Source organism: Acinetobacter sp. TW_SC_4, assembly GCF_054861205.1.
In genome coordinates this window covers 2,365,173-2,386,059 of the sequence record NZ_CM142174.1, presented here as the reverse complement: position 1 = coordinate 2,386,059, position 20,887 = coordinate 2,365,173, and the positions used below count along the sequence as shown (strand labels likewise).

Annotated in this window: 17 protein-coding genes and 1 pseudogene; 8 read left to right on the top strand and 10 right to left on the bottom strand. The window is 45.2% G+C overall.

Annotated elements, in window-relative coordinates:
* Positions 1–86 precede the first annotated feature (86 nt).
* The 6 genes from adeK to sdsA form a co-directional block, all read right to left on the bottom strand.
* Positions 87–1,553: a multidrug efflux RND transporter AdeIJK outer membrane channel subunit AdeK gene (gene adeK / locus ACWM1W_RS11640; protein ID WP_004784909.1), complete on the bottom strand. Its 1,467-nt coding sequence runs from the start codon at positions 1,551–1,553 to the stop codon at positions 87–89.
* Positions 1,554–1,558: 5 nt separating this feature from the next.
* On the bottom strand, positions 1,559–4,729 hold the full coding sequence (locus ACWM1W_RS11635; RefSeq protein ID WP_104425867.1) for an efflux RND transporter permease subunit: 3,171 nt from the start codon (positions 4,727–4,729) through the stop codon (positions 1,559–1,561).
* Positions 4,730–4,741: 12 nt separating this feature from the next.
* Positions 4,742–6,010, bottom strand: a complete 1,269-nt coding sequence (locus ACWM1W_RS11630; protein ID WP_004784905.1) for an efflux RND transporter periplasmic adaptor subunit — start codon at positions 6,008–6,010, stop codon at positions 4,742–4,744.
* A 36-nt stretch (positions 6,011–6,046) separates the two neighbouring features.
* Positions 6,047–6,649 carry a phosphatase PAP2 family protein gene (locus tag ACWM1W_RS11625; RefSeq protein WP_004784903.1) on the bottom strand — a complete coding sequence of 201 codons (603 nt, stop codon included), beginning with the start codon at positions 6,647–6,649 and terminating at the stop codon, positions 6,047–6,049.
* Positions 6,650–6,801: 152 nt separating this feature from the next.
* Positions 6,802–8,850, bottom strand: a complete 2,049-nt coding sequence (locus ACWM1W_RS11620) for a site-specific recombinase (RefSeq protein ID WP_208462628.1) — start codon at positions 8,848–8,850, stop codon at positions 6,802–6,804.
* A gap of 15 nt (positions 8,851–8,865) precedes the next feature.
* Positions 8,866–9,843 carry an All-trans-nonaprenyl-diphosphate synthase gene (sdsA, locus tag ACWM1W_RS11615; RefSeq protein ID WP_004784900.1) on the bottom strand — a complete coding sequence of 326 codons (978 nt, stop codon included), beginning with the start codon at positions 9,841–9,843 and terminating at the stop codon, positions 8,866–8,868.
* Positions 9,844–10,288: 445 nt separating this feature from the next.
* Here sdsA and rplU point away from each other — a divergent pair, with 445 nt between their 5' ends.
* From rplU to ACWM1W_RS11575, 8 genes and pseudogenes are all read left to right on the top strand, one after another.
* Positions 10,289–10,600, top strand: coding sequence for a 50S ribosomal protein L21 (gene rplU / locus ACWM1W_RS11610; RefSeq protein WP_004784898.1), 312 nt, complete (start codon positions 10,289–10,291; stop codon positions 10,598–10,600).
* Between the two features lie 19 nt (positions 10,601–10,619).
* Complete coding sequence (gene rpmA, locus ACWM1W_RS11605; RefSeq protein ID WP_004784896.1) at positions 10,620–10,874, top strand: 50S ribosomal protein L27; 255 nt, start codon at positions 10,620–10,622, stop codon at positions 10,872–10,874.
* Positions 10,875–11,121: 247 nt separating this feature from the next.
* A complete protein-coding gene (gene lolA / locus ACWM1W_RS11600) occupies positions 11,122–11,814 on the top strand; it encodes an outer membrane lipoprotein chaperone LolA (RefSeq protein ID WP_004784895.1) in 693 nt (230 codons plus the stop codon).
* Positions 11,815–11,980: 166 nt separating this feature from the next.
* Entirely contained in the window at positions 11,981–12,742 is a 762-nt protein-coding gene (locus ACWM1W_RS11595; RefSeq protein WP_004784893.1) for a hypothetical protein, read from the top strand.
* Between the two features lie 100 nt (positions 12,743–12,842).
* Positions 12,843–14,114, top strand: a complete 1,272-nt coding sequence (gene serS, locus ACWM1W_RS11590; protein ID WP_004784891.1) for a serine--tRNA ligase — start codon at positions 12,843–12,845, stop codon at positions 14,112–14,114.
* Positions 14,115–14,187: 73 nt separating this feature from the next.
* Complete coding sequence (cysG, locus tag ACWM1W_RS11585; protein ID WP_004784888.1) at positions 14,188–15,561, top strand: siroheme synthase CysG; 1,374 nt, start codon at positions 14,188–14,190, stop codon at positions 15,559–15,561.
* A gap of 34 nt (positions 15,562–15,595) precedes the next feature.
* Positions 15,596–16,072 carry a tRNA (cytidine(34)-2'-O)-methyltransferase gene (locus ACWM1W_RS11580; RefSeq protein ID WP_004784885.1) on the top strand — a complete coding sequence of 159 codons (477 nt, stop codon included), beginning with the start codon at positions 15,596–15,598 and terminating at the stop codon, positions 16,070–16,072.
* A 164-nt stretch (positions 16,073–16,236) separates the two neighbouring features.
* Positions 16,237–16,626, top strand: a pseudogene (locus ACWM1W_RS11575) (hypothetical protein).
* 69 nt (positions 16,627–16,695) lie between these two features.
* Here the strand turns inward: ACWM1W_RS11575 and ACWM1W_RS11570 are convergent.
* The 4 genes from ACWM1W_RS11570 to lipB form a co-directional block, all read right to left on the bottom strand.
* Positions 16,696–18,084, bottom strand: a complete 1,389-nt coding sequence (locus tag ACWM1W_RS11570; RefSeq protein ID WP_004784881.1) for an APC family permease — start codon at positions 18,082–18,084, stop codon at positions 16,696–16,698.
* A 264-nt stretch (positions 18,085–18,348) separates the two neighbouring features.
* A complete protein-coding gene (locus ACWM1W_RS11565; protein WP_004784880.1) occupies positions 18,349–19,533 on the bottom strand; it encodes an iron-containing alcohol dehydrogenase in 1,185 nt (394 codons plus the stop codon).
* A gap of 1 nt (position 19,534) precedes the next feature.
* Positions 19,535–20,068, bottom strand: coding sequence for a hypothetical protein (locus ACWM1W_RS11560; RefSeq protein WP_004784877.1), 534 nt, complete (start codon positions 20,066–20,068; stop codon positions 19,535–19,537).
* 74 nt (positions 20,069–20,142) lie between these two features.
* Positions 20,143–20,802 carry a lipoyl(octanoyl) transferase LipB gene (gene lipB, locus ACWM1W_RS11555; RefSeq protein ID WP_004784876.1) on the bottom strand — a complete coding sequence of 220 codons (660 nt, stop codon included), beginning with the start codon at positions 20,800–20,802 and terminating at the stop codon, positions 20,143–20,145.
* Between the last annotated feature and the right edge of the window lie 85 nt (positions 20,803–20,887).

The following is a 20,887-nucleotide window of genomic DNA, read 5'->3' as shown; positions in this document are numbered from 1 at the left end:
GTATAATCATGAAGATAGAAAATCTCCTTTGAAAAAGCAATAAAAAAGCCCACCGAAGTGAGCTTTTCTGAAAAAAGAGGTTGAGTTTATTTTGCCTGTTCTGCACGACGCTGTTCGGTCACAGACGGGCGATACGGTATGGTGTCTGAGGTGTTAACTTTCAAACCACCACCAAGACTCTTGTACAGTTCAACCTGGCTGTTCAGATTCGCCTGTTCAAGTAATAACAAACCTTGTTCTGCTGCATATGAAGCACGTTGTGCATCCAGTACAGTCAGATAACTGTCAATACCGGCACGGAAACGTGCTAGAGACAGACGGTAAGTGGTATTAGTTGCATCGACCAGACGGCGTTGAGCAGCAATACGGTCACCAATGTTCTGACGTACCGCTAGGGCATCATTCACTTCACGGAATGCAGTCTGAATTGATTTTTCATAATCTGACAGCGCAATTTGCTGATCTGTTTCAGAAATACGAATATTGGCCTGACGTGTACCCCAATCGAAAATTGGAATATCCAGACTTGGGCCTACAGACCACGCAAAACTGCCAGATTTGAACAGATCACCCAGATCCGCAGATGCAAAACCTGCAGAACCCGTCAGACTGATGGTTGGGTACAGACGTGCACGGGCAGCCCCAATATTGGCACCTGCCGCAGACAGACGGTATTCAGCTGCACGTACATCCGGACGGTTAATCAGCAGGTCACTTGGTAAACCTGCACCTAGCGCTGCATTAGAGGTAATGCGGGTAACACGTTGTGCCGGTAACAGGTTGGCCGGTACGGGTTGACCTACAAGTAGATTTAGCAGGTTTTGTGCCTGAGCCACCTGGGTGCGATAGTTGGCAACATCATTACGTGCAGTTTCAACAGAAATCTGTGCCTGACGTACTGGAAGTTCGCTATCGATCCCCACATCAAAACGTTTCTTGTTCAGGTTGTAAGATTCAAGCTGGGCTTTCAGCGTTTGCTCAGCCAGCGCCAGATTGGCATTGGCAAATGAGTAACTCAGCCATGCTTGGGCCACCTGACCGATCAGAGAAATCTGAGTCGCATCACGCGCACTTTGAGTCGCCAGATAAGTATCCAGTGCATTGTCACGCAAGCTGCGCACACGACCCCAGAAATCCAGCTCAAATGCAGTTACGCCTAGACCGACATTATAAGTCGTTACAGCGCCACGGCTTTGCGGGTTGTTACTGCCAGTATCCTGACGTAACACGCTGCCGCTCGCACCAATGGTTGGCAGGCGGTCATTTTCAGAAATCTGATAAGCCTGTTGGGCACGCTGAATGTTTAATGCGGCAGTACGCAAATCACGGTTATTGGTCAATGCCAAGTCTAGTACCTGTAACAGGCGCTGGTCAGCAAAGAATTCTTTATAACCCTGTTCTGCTACAGAAGTACCTGAAGCATTGGTATAACTGCTTGGGATATTTGCCTCTGCAACGGGCTCTGGGCCACGCATGCTTTGACATGCAGTCAAAGCAAGCGCGAGGGCAGATACCGCAATGCTACGACCTGTAATAGACCATATATTTTGCATTACGACTAGTACTCCTGATTTTGTTGTTTTGGTTTGTATTTAAAGATACTTCGAATCCACACGTAGAATACAGGAATAAAGAAGATACCTAAAAGCGTCGAACTGATTACACCCCCGAGGACACCGTAACCGACAGAGTGCTGGCTACCTGCACCGGCACCTGAAGCAAGTGCTAGTGGAAGTACACCAAAACCGAAGGCAAGGGTGGTCATGATAATTGGACGTAAACGCATTTTTGCCGCATGCAAGGTTGCATCAAACAACTCTTCGCCTTGTTCCTGCAGCTCTTTGGCGAATTCCACAATCAAGATTGCGTTTTTCGCAGAAAGACCAATTACGGCGATAATCGCTACCTGGAAGTAGATGTTATTCGACAGGTTCGGGTTTTGCAGCAGCACCATTCCACCAAAGGTGAGTAATAATGCACCCACAATACCCAATGGCACCACCAGTAGAACCGAGAACGGAATCGACCAGCTTTCATACAGGGCTGCCAGACACAGGAACACGATCAACAGTGAAAGCGCGTACAAGAATGGTGCTTGTGCGCCAGACTCACGTTCTTCCAGAGACAGACCAGTCCATTCATAGTCGAAACCTTGCAAGCCCATTTCTGGTAATTTCGCCACGATTTCTTCCATGGCCACCATTGCATCGCCCGAGCTGATACCCGGAGCAGGTGTACCCTGAATGTTCATGGACGATACGCCGTTATAACGCTCAAGACGTGGTGAACCGTAGGTCCATTCGCCTGTGGCAAACGCCGAGAATGGCACCATTTCACCGCGGTTATTACGCACATACCATTGGTCCAGATCTTCCGGCATCATCCGCGAGCCAGCTTCACCCTGAACATAGACTTTCTTGACACGACCGCGATCAATGAAGTCATTGATATACGAACCGCCCCAAGCAATACCCATGGTGCTGTTAATTTCAGCAACACTCACGCCCAATGCACCGGCTTGTGCATGATCGACAATGACACGGTACTGTGGAGTATCTTCCTGACCATTCGGACGCACACCAGCGAGACGCGAGTCTTGTGCTGCTAGACCGAGGATCGTATTACGTGCTGCCAGAAGTTGCTCATGACTTTGACCACTTGCAGCTTTGAGCTGTAAGTTAAAGCCAGCCGATACACCAAGTTCAGGCATCGCAGGAAGCTGCAATGGCATGATATAAGATGCATCTCTGACAATCATGTTCAACGCCATACCACGTTGAATAATGGCACCGACTTGAGCTTCCGGACTGTTACGCTCTGACCAGTCTTTCAGTTTAATAAACGCTAGGCCTGCGTTTTGACCCACACCGGTAAAGGAGAAACCTGCCACACTAAACACGGACTCGACATGCTCTTTCTCGTTTTCCAAGAAATAATTCGTCATGGTGTTAACCACGTTGTCAGTACGTTCCAGTGTTGCATTTGGTGGTAACTGAACCAGCGTCATAACGACACCTTGGTCTTCATCCGGTAAGAACGAAGAAGGCAGTTTCTGGAATAACAGCACAATAATACCCAGTACCACGGCATACACCACGCCTGAGAAAATCTTGCTGTGAGTCATACGGTTGACGCCGCCCTGATATTTCACAGAAACCTTGTCAAAACTGCTATTAAACCAGCGGAAGAAACGCGCAAATATACCATTACTTTGCGGCTTGTTCGGATCATGCTGTTTCAGCAGGGTCGCACATAGGGCAGGGGTAAAGGTTAATGCCACTATCAGCGACAAGACCATTGCTGTGACCAGCGTAATCGAGAACTGACGATAAATAACCCCGGTGGTTCCACCGAAGAAAGCCATTGGAACGAATACTGCCGATAGCACCGAGGTAATACCAATCAGTGCACCAGAAATCTGTTTCATCGACTTTTCAGTTGCAGAAACCGGATCCAGATGCTCTTCCACCATGACCCGTTCGACGTTCTCGACCACAACAATCGCGTCATCGACCAGAAGACCAATCGCCAGTACCATGGCAAACATGGTTAGGGTATTAATCGAGAAGCCGAAGACATTAATCACGGCAAAGGTACCCAATACCACGACTGGAACTGCCATGGTTGGAATAATGGTAGCACGCCAGTTCTGCAGGAACAGGAACATGACCAGGAACACTAGAATAATTGCTTCGATCAGGGTTTTAACTACACTCTTGATCGACAGTTCAATAAATGGCGTGGTGTCAAAAGCCAGTTGGTCGACCATGCCTTGCGGATAGTTCGGACGTAACTGCTCTAAGCGTTCTTCTACTGCTTGGGCTGTATCAAGTGCGTTAGCACCAGTGGCAAGTTTAATTGCCACACCACCAGCCGGTTTACCGTTAAACTTCGAATCAAACTGATAGTTATCTGCACCGAGTTCAACCCGTGCAACATCACCCAGACGGACTTGCGCGCCCGAAGTGGCATTTTTCAGGAAGATATTGCTGAACTGTTCTGGAGTTTGCAGCAGGCTTTGTGCGGTGACAGTCGCATTCAGGACTTGTCCTTCAACAGCTGGTGCACCACCGAGCTGACCCACAGCGACCTGAGCATTTTGGGTACGAATGGCAGTCGCAATATCACTTGGCGTGACTTGCAGGCTCGCCATTTTGGCTGGATCAAGCCAGATTCGCATAGCATAAGAACCACCAAAGACCTGAACTTCACCCACCCCAGCCACACGGCTTAAAGGTTCAGAAATGTTCGAATTCACATAGTCTTTGATGTCATCGGCGGTCATGCTGCCATCAGGTGAATAGAAAGCCAATACCTGCAGGAAGCTGGCACCTGATTTGGTAACACGCACACCCTGACGCTGTACATCTTCAGGAAGAAGTGCAGTCGCAGACTGTAATTTGTTTTGAACCTGAACCTGTGCGATATCAGGATCGACACCCTGTTCAAAGTTCAAGGAAATAGATGAAGAACCGTTACCCGCACTGTTAGATGAGATATAACGCAGACCATCCAGACCATTCATTTGCTGCTCGATGATCTGCGTTACTGTATTTTCGACCGTTTCAGCAGATGCCCCTGGATAAGTCGCAGAAATCGTGACTGTAGGCGGAGCAATGGTCGGATACTGGGCAATCGGCATTTTGGTCAGGGTCAAAATACCTGCCAGCATGATGACCAGTGCAATCACCCAGGCAAAGATAGGACGATGAATAAAAAATTGAGCCATAAACCTTACTCCTTATGCTTTGGCAGCAGGTTTTTGTTCAGATTGTTCTTTTGCATCATCCGCTTTTTGCGCTGCACCAGGTTGTTGGGCAGCAGGTTGTGCAGCACCTTGTGGCGCAGCAGCTTGAGGTTGATAAGGTTTTGGTACAACTTGCTGTTCAGGTTTTACTTTCGCAATACCATCTACAATTACTTTATCGCCTGGATTCAGACCTTCGGTCACAATCCAGTTGCTGCCTTGGGAACCAACGGTGGTCACTGGACGTGGCGTCACTTTATTGTCAGCACCGACCAGCATCGCCATCGCCTGACCTGTTGGGGTACGGGTCAAAGCTGCTTGCGGAATCAGGAAAGCATTCGGTACTTCACCCTGTACGATTTGCGCAGTGGCAAACATACCTGGAAGAAGCAGGTGATTTTTGTTCGGGAATACCGCACGTAAAGTCACGGTACCTGTTTCCGGGTTCACGCTAGCATCAGAGAATGCAAGACGGCCTTCAACCGGGTAGATACTGCCATCTTCAAGCTTCAACTTGACTTTGGTATTGTTAGAGCTGTTCAAGCTGCCTTGATTAAGCTGTTGACGTAAACGTAAAAGCTCGGCACTTGACTGGTTGATATCTACATAGATTGGATCTAGACGCTGAATCGTTACCAATGGCTCTGGCTGATTCGCTGTCACCAAGGCACCCGCTGTCACAGACGAACGGTTGGTCTGGCCCGAAATCGGAGCACGTACAGTCGAATAGCCTAGGTTGATTTCTGCATTACGCAAAGTTGCGCGATTGGCATTCAAATCAGCTTCAGCCAGTTTGACCTGTGCCGCGATGTCATCATATTCCTGTTTGGAAATGGCATTGGTACCGACCAGTTGACGGTAACGGCCTTCCTTCACACGCAATACGCCCAGATTGGCTTCAGCACGGGCAATCGCTGCACGGGCATTGTCTACTGTAGTGCGGTTGGTACTTGAATCGATTTCATACAAGGCCTGACCTTCACGCACATAGCTGCCTTCCGTGAACAAGCGTTTAAGCACCACGCCACTGGCTTGTGGACGTACGTCTGAAATTTCAAATGCTGTTGTACGACCTGAGAGCTCTACAGACTGCTCTACACTTTGCGGTTGTGCAACAAGAACACCGACTTCAGTCGGTGGCATTTGTTGTTGAGCACCAGCTTGCTGGCCCTCTTTAGGATCTTTGCTACAACCAACAAGTGCAAGACTTGTTGCCAATGCGCAAGCAGTCAGGGCAGGTGCCCAAAGCTTTGCAGACATCATTATTCCACCTCTAATTAGATTTATATCTAAATTTTCTTATTTGTGAGCCGCGCAATATCTGATCCAGACCATATACCACAACGAAATCCAAATAAAACTGATACTCCAGCCGGATATGACATCTGAAGGAAAATGTACGCCCAGATAAACTCTTGAGATCCCCATCATCAGCATCCATACCACTGCACCGATCACGATGAGGGTATAACGGGAATGTTGCCGATGGATGTAAATTGCCAAACAAGCCAGACAAGCCGCATATAGACTATGGGCACTTGGAAAGGAACTTCCAAAGCTTTCAACCAGATGCAAGGATTCTGGTGGTCGGGGTCGGGCAATTGCAAATTTCAACAGCCAAGCTAGGAGAATTCCTCCGATAATTCCGATACATATAAAAATTGCGTTTGTATACTTTTTATACCACAGCGATGCAATACACAATAGCGTGGATAAAAATAATACAAATGGCATGCCACCTATTAAGGATAAGGACTGAGTAATTTGATTCCAAAACTCGGTGCGATACAGACTCATCCATTCCACAGCTTGCAAGTCGAGCTCGTTTAAAGCGGGAATATTCAGGATGAACACACTGAAAATTAAAAATAAAATACCGACAAAAAGTAACAAGTAATGCATGCCAAAAATCCTTGTCCTTTTAACCGTTCGCAGATCGGCCAATTGTCTAAAGCAAAGTGTACTTGTCAGTACACTTTTTTTCAAGTGTGCGTATTTTATGCGAATTACATTTTTTTCGTAAGGAATTTGTTGCTAAATATACTGTAATTATCTCAGTTTTGGGTTTTTGTCGATGTATGATTTTCGTCAATTTCAATGCTTTGCTTGGGTGGCCAGAAGAAATCACTAGGTCGGGTCAGGAAGTGCGTCATGACCAGTTTTGCCAAAGGTTTCCACTGTTCAAAACGCACCCGGCGTGCGCGTAAGGCTACAATAATCGTCAGAGTGAAACTGACAAACAAGTTGGTCAGGCCAATGAGTAACACACCCAGAAAAGACACTACGATCAAGCCGATATCGGGACCATTGATCGTAATTAGACCCTGAATAAAGTTGGCAGAGGCAAAGGCGATATGGCGAATATCCAGTGGCAGACCGAGAATAAAACCAATGGTGCCCATACTGCCGAGCATGATCCCGAAAATAAAATTACCCGCCAGTGCACCCAGATTACGTTCGATATAGTCAGCAAAACGGTAAAGACGCTCTTGCCCCATCAGCTGCGATAAATGCACATGGGCTTTCAGTCGCGGGCCGACTTTGCGATAAACGGCCATATTGTCAAAATAACCGGCCAATAATCCGGACAGGAATAAACATACTCCGGCAATCGCTGCATGTGGAATCGCCAATGAAGTAAACGGATTCAGGTCATGCAGGGTTTTGGCCGCCTTGGCATGATTCATTAAAGGTTCATGTAGGGCAAATTCCCACATCAGGGCAATCAGTGCTGCAACCGGAATTGCGATTGAAATATTCCCAAGAATCGCGACAAACTGGGTCCGAATGATATTCACAATCAGTGCAGCCAGTTCAGCAATCTGGGCAGTTTTCGAACCCTTACGCTGTTGTACGGTAGAAGCCAGTGCAGCTGCAGTCATCGCTGGCTGTTTGGTTGCAACGGTAAAGTGCAGCACATGAATGAGCATAAAACCGAGCGAATAGTTCATGCTATAGCTAAAGGCTTGCATTAAAGGTGCCATCGTGACACGCGCCATTAAGACTTTCAGCGAGGCCATAAAGGCAATGATGATACCGGCACCGGCTGCCGATTTGTACATGGCCAAAAAGCCTTGCTTGTCGGTACTTACGTAATGTTCACCAGTCTTACTGGCATTTTCAGTTACCTGTAAAGCCAGGAGTTCACTATTGGTAGTCAGTAAGGCACGCACACTGCGTTCGCTATAAATCGCTTCGGTAATATCTGCGATAAACAGACCAATGGACTGATAACGCAGATCATCGTCATCCAGCACCATATTCAACAGGATTTCAATCCGTTCCAGACACTGTTCCAGCAAGGCCAGCATATAGGTCAGGCTGACACTGACCCCAATCCGTTTGGTAGAGCGGCGAATTTTGGCGACAACATCGTGACACTGCTCCAGCATGACCAGAGCTTGAGAAGCATCTGGCGGCGTAATCGCATCTACCAGTTCTACAGTGTTATAGCGTTTTTTATATTCCTGGATAAATTCAATAATCTCACGGTTTTGCACCAGAAAAGGTGATTCATATTCCATGAGCTCAGGCTGGGCATTAATAAATTCAGGATGCAGGCCGATCCCACTCACCCGGTAGGACAGAATCGTTAGTGCTTTAATGATCTGATCTTTGATTCGGGTTTTTTCTACCTGATTGGAATGACCCTGATTTACAACAGCAAAAAGTCGCTGCCAATCCGCTTCATCAAAATAATCCAGCCAGTATTTATCGGTACGCAAATAGAAAATCTTGCGGAACAATTCCTGAAGCTGTAAATGATCTGGAATCACCGGCAGGATATGCGCCCCGATCCGCTGATTCAGCTGGTTCCAGAAACCATCCAGAGAAAGAATCCCGGTATCGGAAAACAGACTGGCTTGTTTATAGCGGTTGATAATTCTTAAAGTGAAACTTTGTAAGGTTAAGACTGCATTGGGAGTGAGCAGTAAAGCCCGGATAAATGCATTAAATTTTGTTTCGATTTCTTCTGTATTTCTGCTGTCTTCTGGGCGTATACGTTCTACAAGTTGGATGAGCAGATTCTCATCCAGCACCGCTTGTGGTTGTTCAAGCTGATGCTGCATGCTTTGAAAAATATCAAGAAAATTAATATGCATAGGCGAGATAAGCGGCTATTGAATCCGGTGAAGAGCCAGTTTGGCCAGATTAACGAGGGCCTGACGATACTCTGAATCGGGTAGTGCATTCAAGGCTTGAATTGCAATTTCTGTTTCTTCGGTTGCACGCTGGCGGCAATAATCCAAGGCGCCAGAATCATTTACAATCTTGATGACTTCTGCCAAATGATCTGTTCCCCCCGTTGCAATACTGCGACGGATAATTTCATGCGATTCCCCAGTTGTATTCTTCATGGCAGCAATCAATGGCAGGGTAGGTTTACCTTCCATCAGGTCATCACCGATGTTTTTACCTAGGGTTTCAGCATCAGAGGTATAGTCCAGAATGTCATCAATAATCTGGAAGGCATTACCGAAGTGACCAGCGAATTTACGTAATGGTTCGCGGAATTCAGTCTTGTCGGAAAGAATAGCGGCACCTTCGGTCGCCAACTCAAACAGGCGAGAAGTCTTGCCATGAATAATACTTAAATAAGTTTCTTCTGAGGTTTCTGGCTGATGTTGCGATTGTAGTTGCAGAACTTCGCCTTCGGCAATTTCGCAGGTACCCGTAGAGAAGTCTTTGAGCAGGGTCATATTGTTAAGGTCGACCAGTAAATCAAAGGCACGCGAAATCAGGAAGTCACCCACTAGCACAGCTGTCTGATTGTTCCATGTGGCATTGGCAGTTGGACGGCCACGACGCAAACCTGACTCATCGACGACATCATCATGAACTAGAGTTGCCGTATGCAACATTTCGATAATGGCTGCCAGTTTGCGATGCTGTTCCAATTCTACGGCACCACAGGCTTTCGCTGCCAACAGGCACATGATTGGGCGCATGCGCTTGCCGCCAGCTTCAACCACATGCTTGCTGACCGCCATCACCAGCGCTACTTTTGAGGTAATTCCTTCGTTAATGAATGTGTCCATCGCAGCAAAGTCGTTAGCAACAGGAGCGAGAATATCTTGCTTAAAGTCGATGGCCATGTGAAAGAAAACCTCTAGTTTGGTAAATCGCAGCGGGTAGTTTAACAATTTATAACATGAGTGAAAGCTAAGAAAAGCACAAACTCCACTAAAAATCAGCTTTTTATAGCACTTCTTTGAGTTTAGCCTAAATTTTGACATTTAAAAAATGAACAATATCTTTCCGCTAAAGTTTTTTTCTAAACATTCTCAGGCAGCCGGAAAACTCGGAATTGAGTATCCTTTTTTTGGCCATTATATCCAATATTAATCTTTGATTTTGAATGAATAATTTAATGATTTATAGGCTTTATAATGGAGTTCATGATTATTTCCTTAAAATGGCTTGTTGTTTCTTATAATATCCCTTAAAATCTTTGCCCTTGTATAACCCCCAGTGGCGCGCGTTTTAAGATCGATATATTCCTTTATCGGCACGTCGACACGGGCATGTTTGGAGTACATTATGTACGCAGTAATCCAAAGCGGTGGTAAACAGCACCGTGTAGTTGAGGGTGAAACCCTTAAAGTTGAATTATTGAAAGCTGAAACTGGTTCAACAATTACGTTTGATGACGTACTTATGCTTGTAAACGGTGATAGCATTCAAATCGGTGCTCCAGTTGTAGCTGGCGCTAAAGTAACTGCAGAAGTAGTTAGCCATGGTCGTCACGACAAAATCCGCATCATCAAAATGCGTCGTCGTAAGCACTACCGTAAACAACAAGGTCACCGTCAATGGTTCACTGAGTTGAAAATTACTGGTATCTCAGGCTAATTACTAGGAGTAAATAGACATGGCAACTAAAAAAGCCGGTGGTTCGACTAAGAACGGTCGTGATTCGAATCCTAAGATGTTAGGTGTTAAAGTTTACGGTGGCCAAACTGTAACTGCAGGTAACATCATCGTTCGTCAACGTGGTACTGAATTCCACGCTGGTCAAAACGTAGGTATGGGCCGTGACCATACATTATTTGCTACTGCTGATGGCGTAGTAAAATTCGAAGTGAAAGGTCAATTTGGCCGTCGCTACGTATCTGTTGAAGCATAATTTGCTGAGATAGAAAAAAGACCCACAGTTTCTGTGGGTTTTTTTATGCGTGAAGGTTTATCGGCTTATAAAGCTGTGACAGCGAATGTAAATATCACTATTGAATCTTCATAATGATGAATAAAAGTAGGAATTCTGCATTAATAACAATACAAAACTTCTTATTTTCTATCATCTTAGTTTGAGAAATTGGTTTAAGATGAGTCATTAGATAAATAGCGATATGCAAATACAAAAAGGTGAGATTATGAGTATGCTTCGTAAAACTGTATGTGCCATAACAATCGGTACGGCGACACTGGCACCTGTCATGAGCACGACTGTATTTGCCGCAACTGCAGCGACGGAGCAGCAAGCTACTGCGAATCTGGTGAAACAGCTCAGCAATATCCGTAGCTTAACTGCAAATTTTGAACAAACGACTAAAGTCACGAATCCGAAAGCGACCCAGAAAAAAGGCTTGACTGCGCAGCACATGAACCAGACCTTTAAAGGTGTGATGAAAGTGGCGCGTCCGGGTAAATTCTACTGGGAAACTTCAAGCCCGTCGAAACAGACTATTGCTACTACTGGTAAAACCGTATGGATCTATGATCCAGACTTGCAGCAAGCAGTGCGTCAGAGTCTAGACGATCAAGTGGCAAATACACCGGCATTATTATTGTCCGGCAATACTAGCCAGATTATGCAATCTTATCGCGTAACTCAGCCGAATAAAGCTAAAACCTATTACACGCTTTATCCGAAAAATACCGATGGGGTTTTTGAAAGCCTGACTATCAGTTTTGGTGCGAACAAAGCGCCTAGCTTGATGATTTTGCAAGATTCATTAGGCCAGACTACCAATATTAAATTCAGTAATGTCAAACTGAATACCACGATTCCGGCATCTACATTTAACTTTACCCCGCCAAAAGGCACAGACATTATTGATCAATAAACATCAAGATCAACTCAACAAAAAAGCAATCTTCGGGTTGCTTTTTTTTGTTCCTGATCGAGATGGATCTGGAGTCATTACAAGGTTGGCGTATATCTAGAAGTTCGGGTGTTTTAGAATAAACAAAAGTTGAGTCAATGAAATTGCAAAATTTTAGGAGCTCAGGATGAAAATGACTTCATGTAAAATAGGCTGGATCGGTTGTATCTTGTGTCTGAATCTCGGGCTATTTGCCTGTCAGCCTCAAACCTCTTCAGTCACTACATCCGCGCAATCAGAAGACACAGGAGAAATCCAATCCAAAATAGTTCCAGTTAAAGATGCCAATCAGGTCGTGTGTGAAATCGAAGGTTGTGTGCGCTTTGATTTGCAGACTGTAGATACCAATATGAGTTGGATTGATCAATACTTCATGGAGCGTATTCAGCGTACTGAGCCGGTCGCTTTTAGCAAAGTGACCAGTAATAAAATTAAAGCAAAGGATCAGCCAAAATTTATTGATCAACGTTCCATTCAGGTGAATTACCTGAATCAGCATGCGCATCTGGCCACTTTTATATTTAAAACTGCCCATCAGCCTGAACGTGCAGCACAGCCCCAATCTCATACTGAATATGTCAATCTGGATCTAAAACAAAAGAAACGTCTAGCTCTTCATCAGGTTATGTGCGGTAATACAGATGAAAAACTGAAACAGACTCTATATCAAGCAAATAAAGACTGGCTGGATCGTTATCAAATCACCCAGCAGAAACTAGCACTGAGTGATAATTATTATTTTGACAGTCAGGGCTTGGTACTGGTTTATCCGGCAGGCGAGTTGAACAAGACAATCAGTGATATGGCAGAATTAAAAGTACCTTATACAGCATTAAGAGAGATCATCCGGCCTGAATATTTATCGCTTTTGCCTCAAACAAGCCTTTAAATATTGCGCTAATAAACTCCAGCCGGTAGGTCAGTCACTGTATTTTTTGACGTTAAGAGCTTACACTATAGCCAGTTTTTTTCTTATCCAAAGATTGGCTATGATCGACCCGAAATTACTTAGAAATAATATTGAGGCTGTAAATTTAGCCTTGGCAAAACGTGGTGTTCAACTGAATGTTGAGGAGTGGGCATCATTAGAAGCTCGACGTAAAGAGATTCAATCCAAAACTGAATCCTTGCAAGCTGAGCGTAATGCCGGTGCCAAGCAAGTGGGTCAGATCAAAAAAGCAGGTGGCGATGCCTCTGAAATCATGGCACGCATGTCTTCAATTGGTGATGAAATCAAGGCTGCTGAAGCTGCACTGGCTGAGCTGCAAGCTGAACTAGAAGAAAAATCACTGTCTATTCCAAACCTGCCAGATGAATCTGTACCTGAAGGTAAAGATGAAAATGACAATGTGGAAGTCCTGAAATGGGGTACACCACGCGAATTTGACTTTGAAATCAAAGACCATACTGACCTGGGCGAAATGATGGGTGGTCTGGAATTTGAAACTGCGACCAAATTGACTGGTTCACGGTTTAGCGTTCTGAAAGGTCCTTTAGCGCGTCTGCAACGTGCCATCACTCAGTTCATGCTGGATACGCATACCACTAAAAATGGCTATACCGAAGCCTATGTACCTTATTTGGTGAATGCAGATTCTTTACGTGGTACAGGTCAGTTACCGAAATTTGAAGAAGACCTGTTCAAGCTGCAAGGTGAGAAAGAATTCTACCTGATCCCTACGGCTGAAGTACCTGTAACCAACTTCGTGCGTGATGAAATCATCGATGCCGACCGTCTGCCACTGAAATATGCAGCACATACCCCATGTTTCCGTAGTGAAGCCGGTTCATATGGCCGTGATACCCGTGGTCTGATCCGTCAACACCAGTTCGACAAAGTTGAGATGGTTCAGATTGTAAAACCTGAAGACTCTATGCAGGCACTGGAAGAGTTAACTGGTCATGCAGAAGGTATTTTGCAAGCATTAGGTCTGCCATACCGTAAAATCATTCTGTGTGGCGGTGATATGGGCTTTGGTGCATGCAAAACTTATGACCTTGAAGTCTGGGTGCCAAGTCAAAATACGTATCGTGAGATTTCATCTTGCTCAAATATGTGGGATTTCCAGGCACGCCGTATGAAAGCGCGTTACCGTGCTGACCAGAAAAAAACTGAATTCGTACATACGCTGAATGGTTCAGGTCTGGCTGTAGGTCGTACTTTACTGGCGGTCATGGAAAACTATCAACGTGCTGATGGTTCAATTGAGATCCCTGAAGTACTGCGTCCGTATATGGGTGGTGCAACTTACATCGACTAAATGTCGGTGTATGCACCAAAATGTGCATGAAAATTGCTTAGACAGTCAGATTTAAAACTTTTTGAGGTATTTTGTGGATATCTTTCCAATCTCGTTAAAGTTGCAACAGCAACCTTGTCTGATTGTCGGTGGTGGACATATTGCATACCGTAAAGCGGTATTGCTACAGAAAGCAGGGGCAGTCATTTCGGTGGTTGCACCTGAGATCGAAGCGAGTCTGCTTGAGATTGTTCAAGCGACCGCCGGTCAATATGTTCAGGCACCTTTCAATTCTGAAATTCCTCTACGTTCCTACCGTCTGGTGATTGCAGCGACCAATGATGCTGGAGTCAACCGTCAGGTGTTTGAAGACTGTGAAGCTGAAAATGTGCTGGTCAACAGTGTTGATGATCCACCACATTGCCGTTTCATGGTGCCAGCAATTATCGACCGCTCACCACTGGTTATTTCAGTCGCGAGTAACGGTACTTCACCAGTATTGTCTCGTCAGATCCGCACTCAGCTTGAAGCTACCATTCCGCATGGTATGGGTAAACTGGCTGAGTTCTCTGGTAAGTGGCGTAGTGCAGTTAAAGCCAAGATCACTAATCCCGATGAACGCCGTATCTTCTGGGAAGATTTATATGCCAGTCCTTTGAAAGAACAGGTATTTAATGAAAATCTGGCTGAAGCCGACCGTTTGATTGAACAAGCCTTAAATGAATGGCAAAAGCCAAAAGGTGAGGTTTATCTGGTCGGTGCCGGACCGGGTGATCCGGAGTTATTGACGCTAAAAGCCTTACGCTTGATGCAGCAGGCCGATGTGGTGATCTATGACCGTTTGGTCTCTGCACCGATTATGGATCTCTGTCGCCGTGATGCAGAAAAGATCTATGTCGGTAAGGCGAGGTCCAATCATGCGGTGCCACAAGAAGGGATTAATGCCTTACTGGTGAAATATGCCAGCGAAGGCAAGCGAGTCTGTCGTCTAAAAGGCGGTGATCCGTTTATCTTTGGTCGTGGCGGTGAAGAGATTGAAGAGCTGTTTGCTGCTGGCGTGGCCTTTCAGGTCGTGCCTGGCATTACCGCAGCTTCAGGCTGTTCAGCTTATGCTGGTATTCCGCTCACTCATCGTGATTATGCACAAAGCGTGCGTTTCCTGACAGGTCATTTAAAAGAAGGTTCTCCTGAACTGCCTTGGAATGAACTGGTTTATGAAAACCAGACACTGGTACTTTATATGGGACTGGTGGGACTGGAAAAAATCTGTGCACAATTGATTGAGCATGGTCAGCGTCCAGATATGCCAGTGGCCTTGGTCTCAAAAGGCACCACACCAGAGCAAAAAGTGGTGGTGGGAACGCTCCAAGATATTGCATCGAAAGTGAATGAGCACCATATTCAGGCACCAACCTTGACCATTATTGGTGAAGTGGTGCGTTTACGTGAAAAATTGAAGTGGTCCTAAATGGCCACTAAACTCCCAAAAGTAGAGAAAAGCTGTGATCCATGTTGTTTTATATGAACCTGAAATTCCTGCCAATACAGGTAATATTATTCGCCTATGCGCAAATACGGGAGCACAGTTACATTTGGTCAAGCCCCTTGGCTTTGAACTGGATGATAAAAAACTAAGACGTGCCGGTCTCGATTATCATGAATATGCCAATATGCAGATTTGGGAAAATATTGAAGAGTGTCTGGCCGATCTGGCTACTAAGGGCGTAGGTGTGGATGCGGTTTATCCGCTGACCACCAAAGGTTTTGAAACCCCGCATACCTCAGATCTAAATCGTTCTGTAGCCTTGTTGATGGGATCAGAAACTCGTGGCTTGCCAGAGCATGTACGTATGATGTTCCCAAAAGAGCACTGGATTCGTCTGCCAATGGCCGAGAATTCACGCAGCTTGAATCTGTCCAATGCAACAGCTGTGATTGTCTATGAAGCTTGGCGTCAACAGGGTTTTAAACCGCTTTAAGTTCATCGTACCGATTTAAACAGCTGCCTAAAGGCAGCTTTTTTATTTTATGTAACAGATACAGGTACATGTTTGGTCTTTCAGGTAATCTTGTAGATAAGCTGTTGAGAATGTAGAAAAAAGGATGGTTTTTAGCAAGCTGTAGTACGTTATTGCTGGCCAGCATGATGACACAGGCTCAAGAAGCGCCACAGCAATCAGTATCATCACAAGATACAGCTCAGCCCATTACTCAGGAATAAATCCGCCAAGGGCTGGCAGCGATGCAACGGCGCTTAAATAGCCGCATTGAGCAATGGGGCAAAATCCTTAGCCGTGATGATTTCGAGTGGACTTGGCGTGGACGTCAGATGAAACCAGCCAAACGTCAGGAAGTTTGTGATATTTTTCAGGGCGTGGTGAATGAAATGTATCAAATGGCGGTAAAGAACAAGGCTCGACTCAGTCCGGAAGATCAGAAACTATTATCCAATCATGATCTGTTTATTGAAAAATTGGGCTTTCAAAATAACCGGGTCAATACCCAGATGGGTTTTGACTGTCGCCTACAATAAGCCCAGTCCATTATCCAAGAAAATAAAAAAAGGCGCATAAAGCGCCTTTTTAAGTATGAACAATATCGATTATTCAAACTCGTTATGTTGTGGAGCAGGGTGCTTAAAGCCCTTGGTTTTATAACCCAGGTACAAAATACCGAACATCGCCCACCATAAACCGTATTTCAGTGCAGTTTCTTCAATTTCCAGCCACATCGCAAAGATACTGATAAAACCAAGCATCGGGATGACCACAAAGCTAAAAATGTCTTTTGCGGTTTTAGTACGACCATCACGCAGTGCATAACGTGAAATCACTGACAGGTTTACGAATGTAAACGCAGTCAAGGCACCGAAACTAATCATTGAAATCACGATATCCAGATCCATGAAGCCAGCAGTTAAGGCCACTGCACCTACAATCAGAATGTTGTAGTTTGGCGTATAGCTTTTCGGACTGATATGACCAAAGATTTTCTTGTTGATCACGCCATCACGACCCATGACATACATTAGACGTGATACACCTGCGTGAGCAGAAATACCAGACGCCATTACGGTAATGATCGCAAAAGTCAGCACATAAGACTGGAACAGTGAGCCACCGACAAGAAGTAGGATTTCTGGCTGAGTTTCAGCAATATTCTTGAAGTAAGAACCCGGTGTAGAAGGGAAGTACAACTGCATGAAGTAAGTACTGATAATGAAAATCACACCAGCGATTAAAGCAGTCAAGAAAATCGCTTTAGGCAAGGTGTTTTCAGTATCTTTGGTTTCTTCTGCCAGAGAACTTAAAGAGTCAAAACCAGTGAATGAGAAGCACAGTAAGGTCGCACCAGTAATCAAGGCGCCAACTGAAGTCAGTTCATTCCAGAACGGTTCAAGACTCCAAAGCTGGTAACGCTGTTCAGCTGTAATCGGACCATCAGCATTGAAACCGGCCTGCAGTTTGGTAAATACCATCCAGGTAAAGATACCGATCACCAATAACTGTACCAGTACGATCAAACTGTTAAAGTTCGCCACGAAGCGTGCACCACGCAGGTTTACCCCGGTCATAAAGGCAGTCAGTACGATTACCCAGACCCAATGGTTCACATCAGGAAACAGTGCTTCAAGATAGATCACTGCCAGGATGATGTTCACCATTGGGGATAACAGATAATCCAGCCAAGAAGACCAGCCCACCATAAAGCCAATATTCGGATGAATCGATTTTTGGGCATAGGTATAAGCCGAACCCGAAGAAGGGTAACGGCGAATCATGTGACCATAGCTGATCGATGTAAACAAAATTGCAATCAGGGCAATGATGTAAGAAGTAGGAACATGCAAATGACTTTCTTCAGATACCAAACCAAAAGTATCAAATAAGGTCATTGGTTGAATGTAAGCTAAACCAATAATAATGATGTGCCAGAGCCCTAGCGTTTTTTGCAGTTTAGCTGCCGATTGAGTCCCAGAGAAATTTGTCAACGGCGTTATCCTCTTAATCGTTGATCAAGGATCAGTCATATTTAATAAGGATCGTTTGAGACGAACGATCCCCCCTACAATTTTCTATAAAAGCGCGCCAATCTACTTTAAAATTACGGCTTTTACTAGCTATTTTTTGAATTTAGGCCTGCACGAAATGTGCCATTCGAAGCAAAAAACAGCGATTTCCTGCAAGATAAAAGCCCGATGTCTAAAAAAACATCAGGCTTAAATTTTTCGCTATATTGGCTTATTTTTCAGTAATTACCAAGCCTTTTTTAAGATAGATTTCAGATCTTCCAAACTGGCTTCTTTCGGGTTGTAAATGATGGAACCATCATTTAATGCTTTTTCAGTAACTTCATCCAGCTGTGCTTCAGAAATCTTACCTGTTTCACTTAATGTGCGCGGTAATTTGGTCAAGCTATAGATTCGATCACGCATGGTTAAAATTGTAGCAATGGTCTTGTCTGCACGTAGGTGTGCTGGCGTCTGTGCATAGATATCCGCACCCGCTAATGGTAGTAGCAGCTCGGCAATCTTGTCACCATTGACTTCCTTGTTATATTCCAGCACATAAGGCAGGAACAGGTTCATACATAGGCCATGCGGCAAATGCGCGACTGCACCTAGAGCATGTCCAAGCGAGTGCACCAGGCCCACCATTGAATTGGAGAAGGCAATACCAGCCATAGTAGAGGCTTGAGCCAGCTCCAGACGACCTTGAGCATCAGCTGGGTTGTCGAGTACATTAAACAGGTTGGCACTGACCTTTTTCACTGCAGCTGTGGCATAGGCATCGGAAATTGGATTGGCTGCCATACACGTGTAGGCTTCTACAGCATGTGTCATCGCATCCATGGCTGTCATGGCAGTCAGATGCGGTGGCAGGGTCTGGGTCATACGTGGATCCAGAATCGCAGCATGCGGCATTAGGTAATAGGATGCGAATGGCATTTTCAAATTCTTTTCAGTATCCGATACCACAGCAACCATCGTCACTTCAGAACCAGTTCCTGAAGTCGTAGGAATTACGAAAAATGGCTTCAGCGGTTTAGGCAGATTATGCGCACCAGAATATTTGAGTAAGTCGTCACCACCTTCAGAGACTAGAATATTGGTCGCTTTTGAAGTATCAATCACTGAACCGCCGCCAACAGCAATAATGGCATCGCAATCATGATCACGATAAAGCTGTGCTGCGCTACGCACTGTACCTAAACTAGAATCTGGCGGTACATCATCAAAAATCGCTGCAATTTTGGCATCGGTCGATTCAAAAGCAGCTTCAATCGGCGCCAGCAGGTTATTGGCACGTACCCCTTTATCAGTAATGATCAGTGGACGTTTAGCACCTAAAGTGGCCAGTTCAAAAGGAATGTGTTCTAACGCGGCATGACCAGCAATCACTTTGACTGGACAGAAAAATTCATAATAAGGTTTTGCCATGTTATACACTCCGTTTCAAATAAGATTGAGCGACTTTTAAGTAGATGCTGCTCGCTTCCATGATTTTATCTTTGAGTCTCAGATTATTCGGGTATTCTTTTACTGCCAGTTGCGCCACCATTTTCGGCAAGATCAGCGCTTCCATTTTATTCAGGCAACGTACCAGACGGATCGCATAGGAAATATCACCATTGGCAATCATGCGGTCATTGGCAAAGGCCTGAGACGTGCTTTCCTGAAAGGAAAACACCAGAAAGGCATGATGCAGATGCTTAAAGGTAATGGTCAGGTCTGGCTTGATGCTGCTGTCTTTGACCAGTTCCAGCTGATGTTGTTCCGTGACCCGGGCAACGAAGGCCGGGCCATGCGGAAAAACATTCATTGAAAGCCTGAAATTGGCGGGAAACTGGGCAACTTCCTGTTTGATTTCTGGGTCTACCTGACTTGCCATGACCAGGCCACGGCCAATGATATCCATCATCAGTTTGACATAGGCAAGCTGCAAAGCGGGTTTTACGGATTTTGTCGCAATCACGTGATGATCCCTATCTTGATATTATTTGTTTAGAGTAATTACTCTAATTTATTTATTGTTAAAATGCAAAGGCTTTATCTTTGCTCGACGTTCACCTGATTAAAGTAACCGCTGCTGCTTAAAGTTTCAATAATTTCAACACATAAGTCATTAAACTTTGGCGGATTGCTGACGAGGTCATTAATTCGCACCATTTCCAGACCTGCATAGCCGCAAGGGTTAATGGTATGGAAACCAGTCAGGTCGCAATCAATATTTAAAGACAGGCCATGATAGCTACGGCCTTTACGAATCTTGAAGCCGAGAGAACCAATTTTACGCTCATTCACATAGACGCCCGGAGCATCGGGTTTGGCATAGGCTTCAATGCCATGATTTTTTAGGAGCTGGATCATCAGGTTTTCAGCATACGACACCAATCTACGGACATTCCAACCCAGACGATTCAGGTCAAACATAAAGTATGCGACGAGCTGACCAGGACCATGCCAAGTGACTTGACCACCACGGTCGGTTTGAATGACAGGAATATCAGTTGGAATCAGGATATGTTCCGGTTTGCCTGCCTGACCTTGGGTCAGTACATCATGGTGCTGCAAAATCCATAACTCATCAGGCGTATTTTCATCACGGTTTTCCGTGAAGCTTTTCATTTCCAGAAAACGGTCTTCGTAGGGAGTCAGGTTATTATATTGACGGATAATCAGGGAGGGTTTTTGAACCGCAGCTGTCACAGTGTGCGTCCTTAGAAAATTAAATCATACTGAAAATAATTATAATGATTTCAGCAATGGATAGGGGAGGGATTCGTAGTAATTG

Coding starts and splice junctions, on each gene's coding strand:
- adeK (WP_004784909.1), bottom strand. CDS start 1,553: ATGCAAAATATATGGTCTATTACAGGTCGTAGCATTGCGGTATCTGCC.
- ACWM1W_RS11635 (WP_104425867.1), bottom strand. CDS start 4,729: ATGGCTCAATTTTTTATTCATCGTCCTATCTTTGCCTGGGTGATTGCA.
- ACWM1W_RS11630 (WP_004784905.1), bottom strand. CDS start 6,010: ATGATGTCTGCAAAGCTTTGGGCACCTGCCCTGACTGCTTGCGCATTG.
- ACWM1W_RS11625 (WP_004784903.1), bottom strand. CDS start 6,649: ATGCATTACTTGTTACTTTTTGTCGGTATTTTATTTTTAATTTTCAGT.
- ACWM1W_RS11620 (WP_208462628.1), bottom strand. CDS start 8,850: ATGCATATTAATTTTCTTGATATTTTTCAAAGCATGCAGCATCAGCTT.
- sdsA (WP_004784900.1), bottom strand. CDS start 9,843: ATGGCCATCGACTTTAAGCAAGATATTCTCGCTCCTGTTGCTAACGAC.
- rplU (WP_004784898.1), top strand. CDS start 10,289: ATGTACGCAGTAATCCAAAGCGGTGGTAAACAGCACCGTGTAGTTGAG.
- rpmA (WP_004784896.1), top strand. CDS start 10,620: ATGGCAACTAAAAAAGCCGGTGGTTCGACTAAGAACGGTCGTGATTCG.
- lolA (WP_004784895.1), top strand. CDS start 11,122: ATGAGTATGCTTCGTAAAACTGTATGTGCCATAACAATCGGTACGGCG.
- ACWM1W_RS11595 (WP_004784893.1), top strand. CDS start 11,981: ATGAAAATGACTTCATGTAAAATAGGCTGGATCGGTTGTATCTTGTGT.
- serS (WP_004784891.1), top strand. CDS start 12,843: ATGATCGACCCGAAATTACTTAGAAATAATATTGAGGCTGTAAATTTA.
- ACWM1W_RS11565 (WP_004784880.1), bottom strand. CDS start 19,533: ATGGCAAAACCTTATTATGAATTTTTCTGTCCAGTCAAAGTGATTGCT.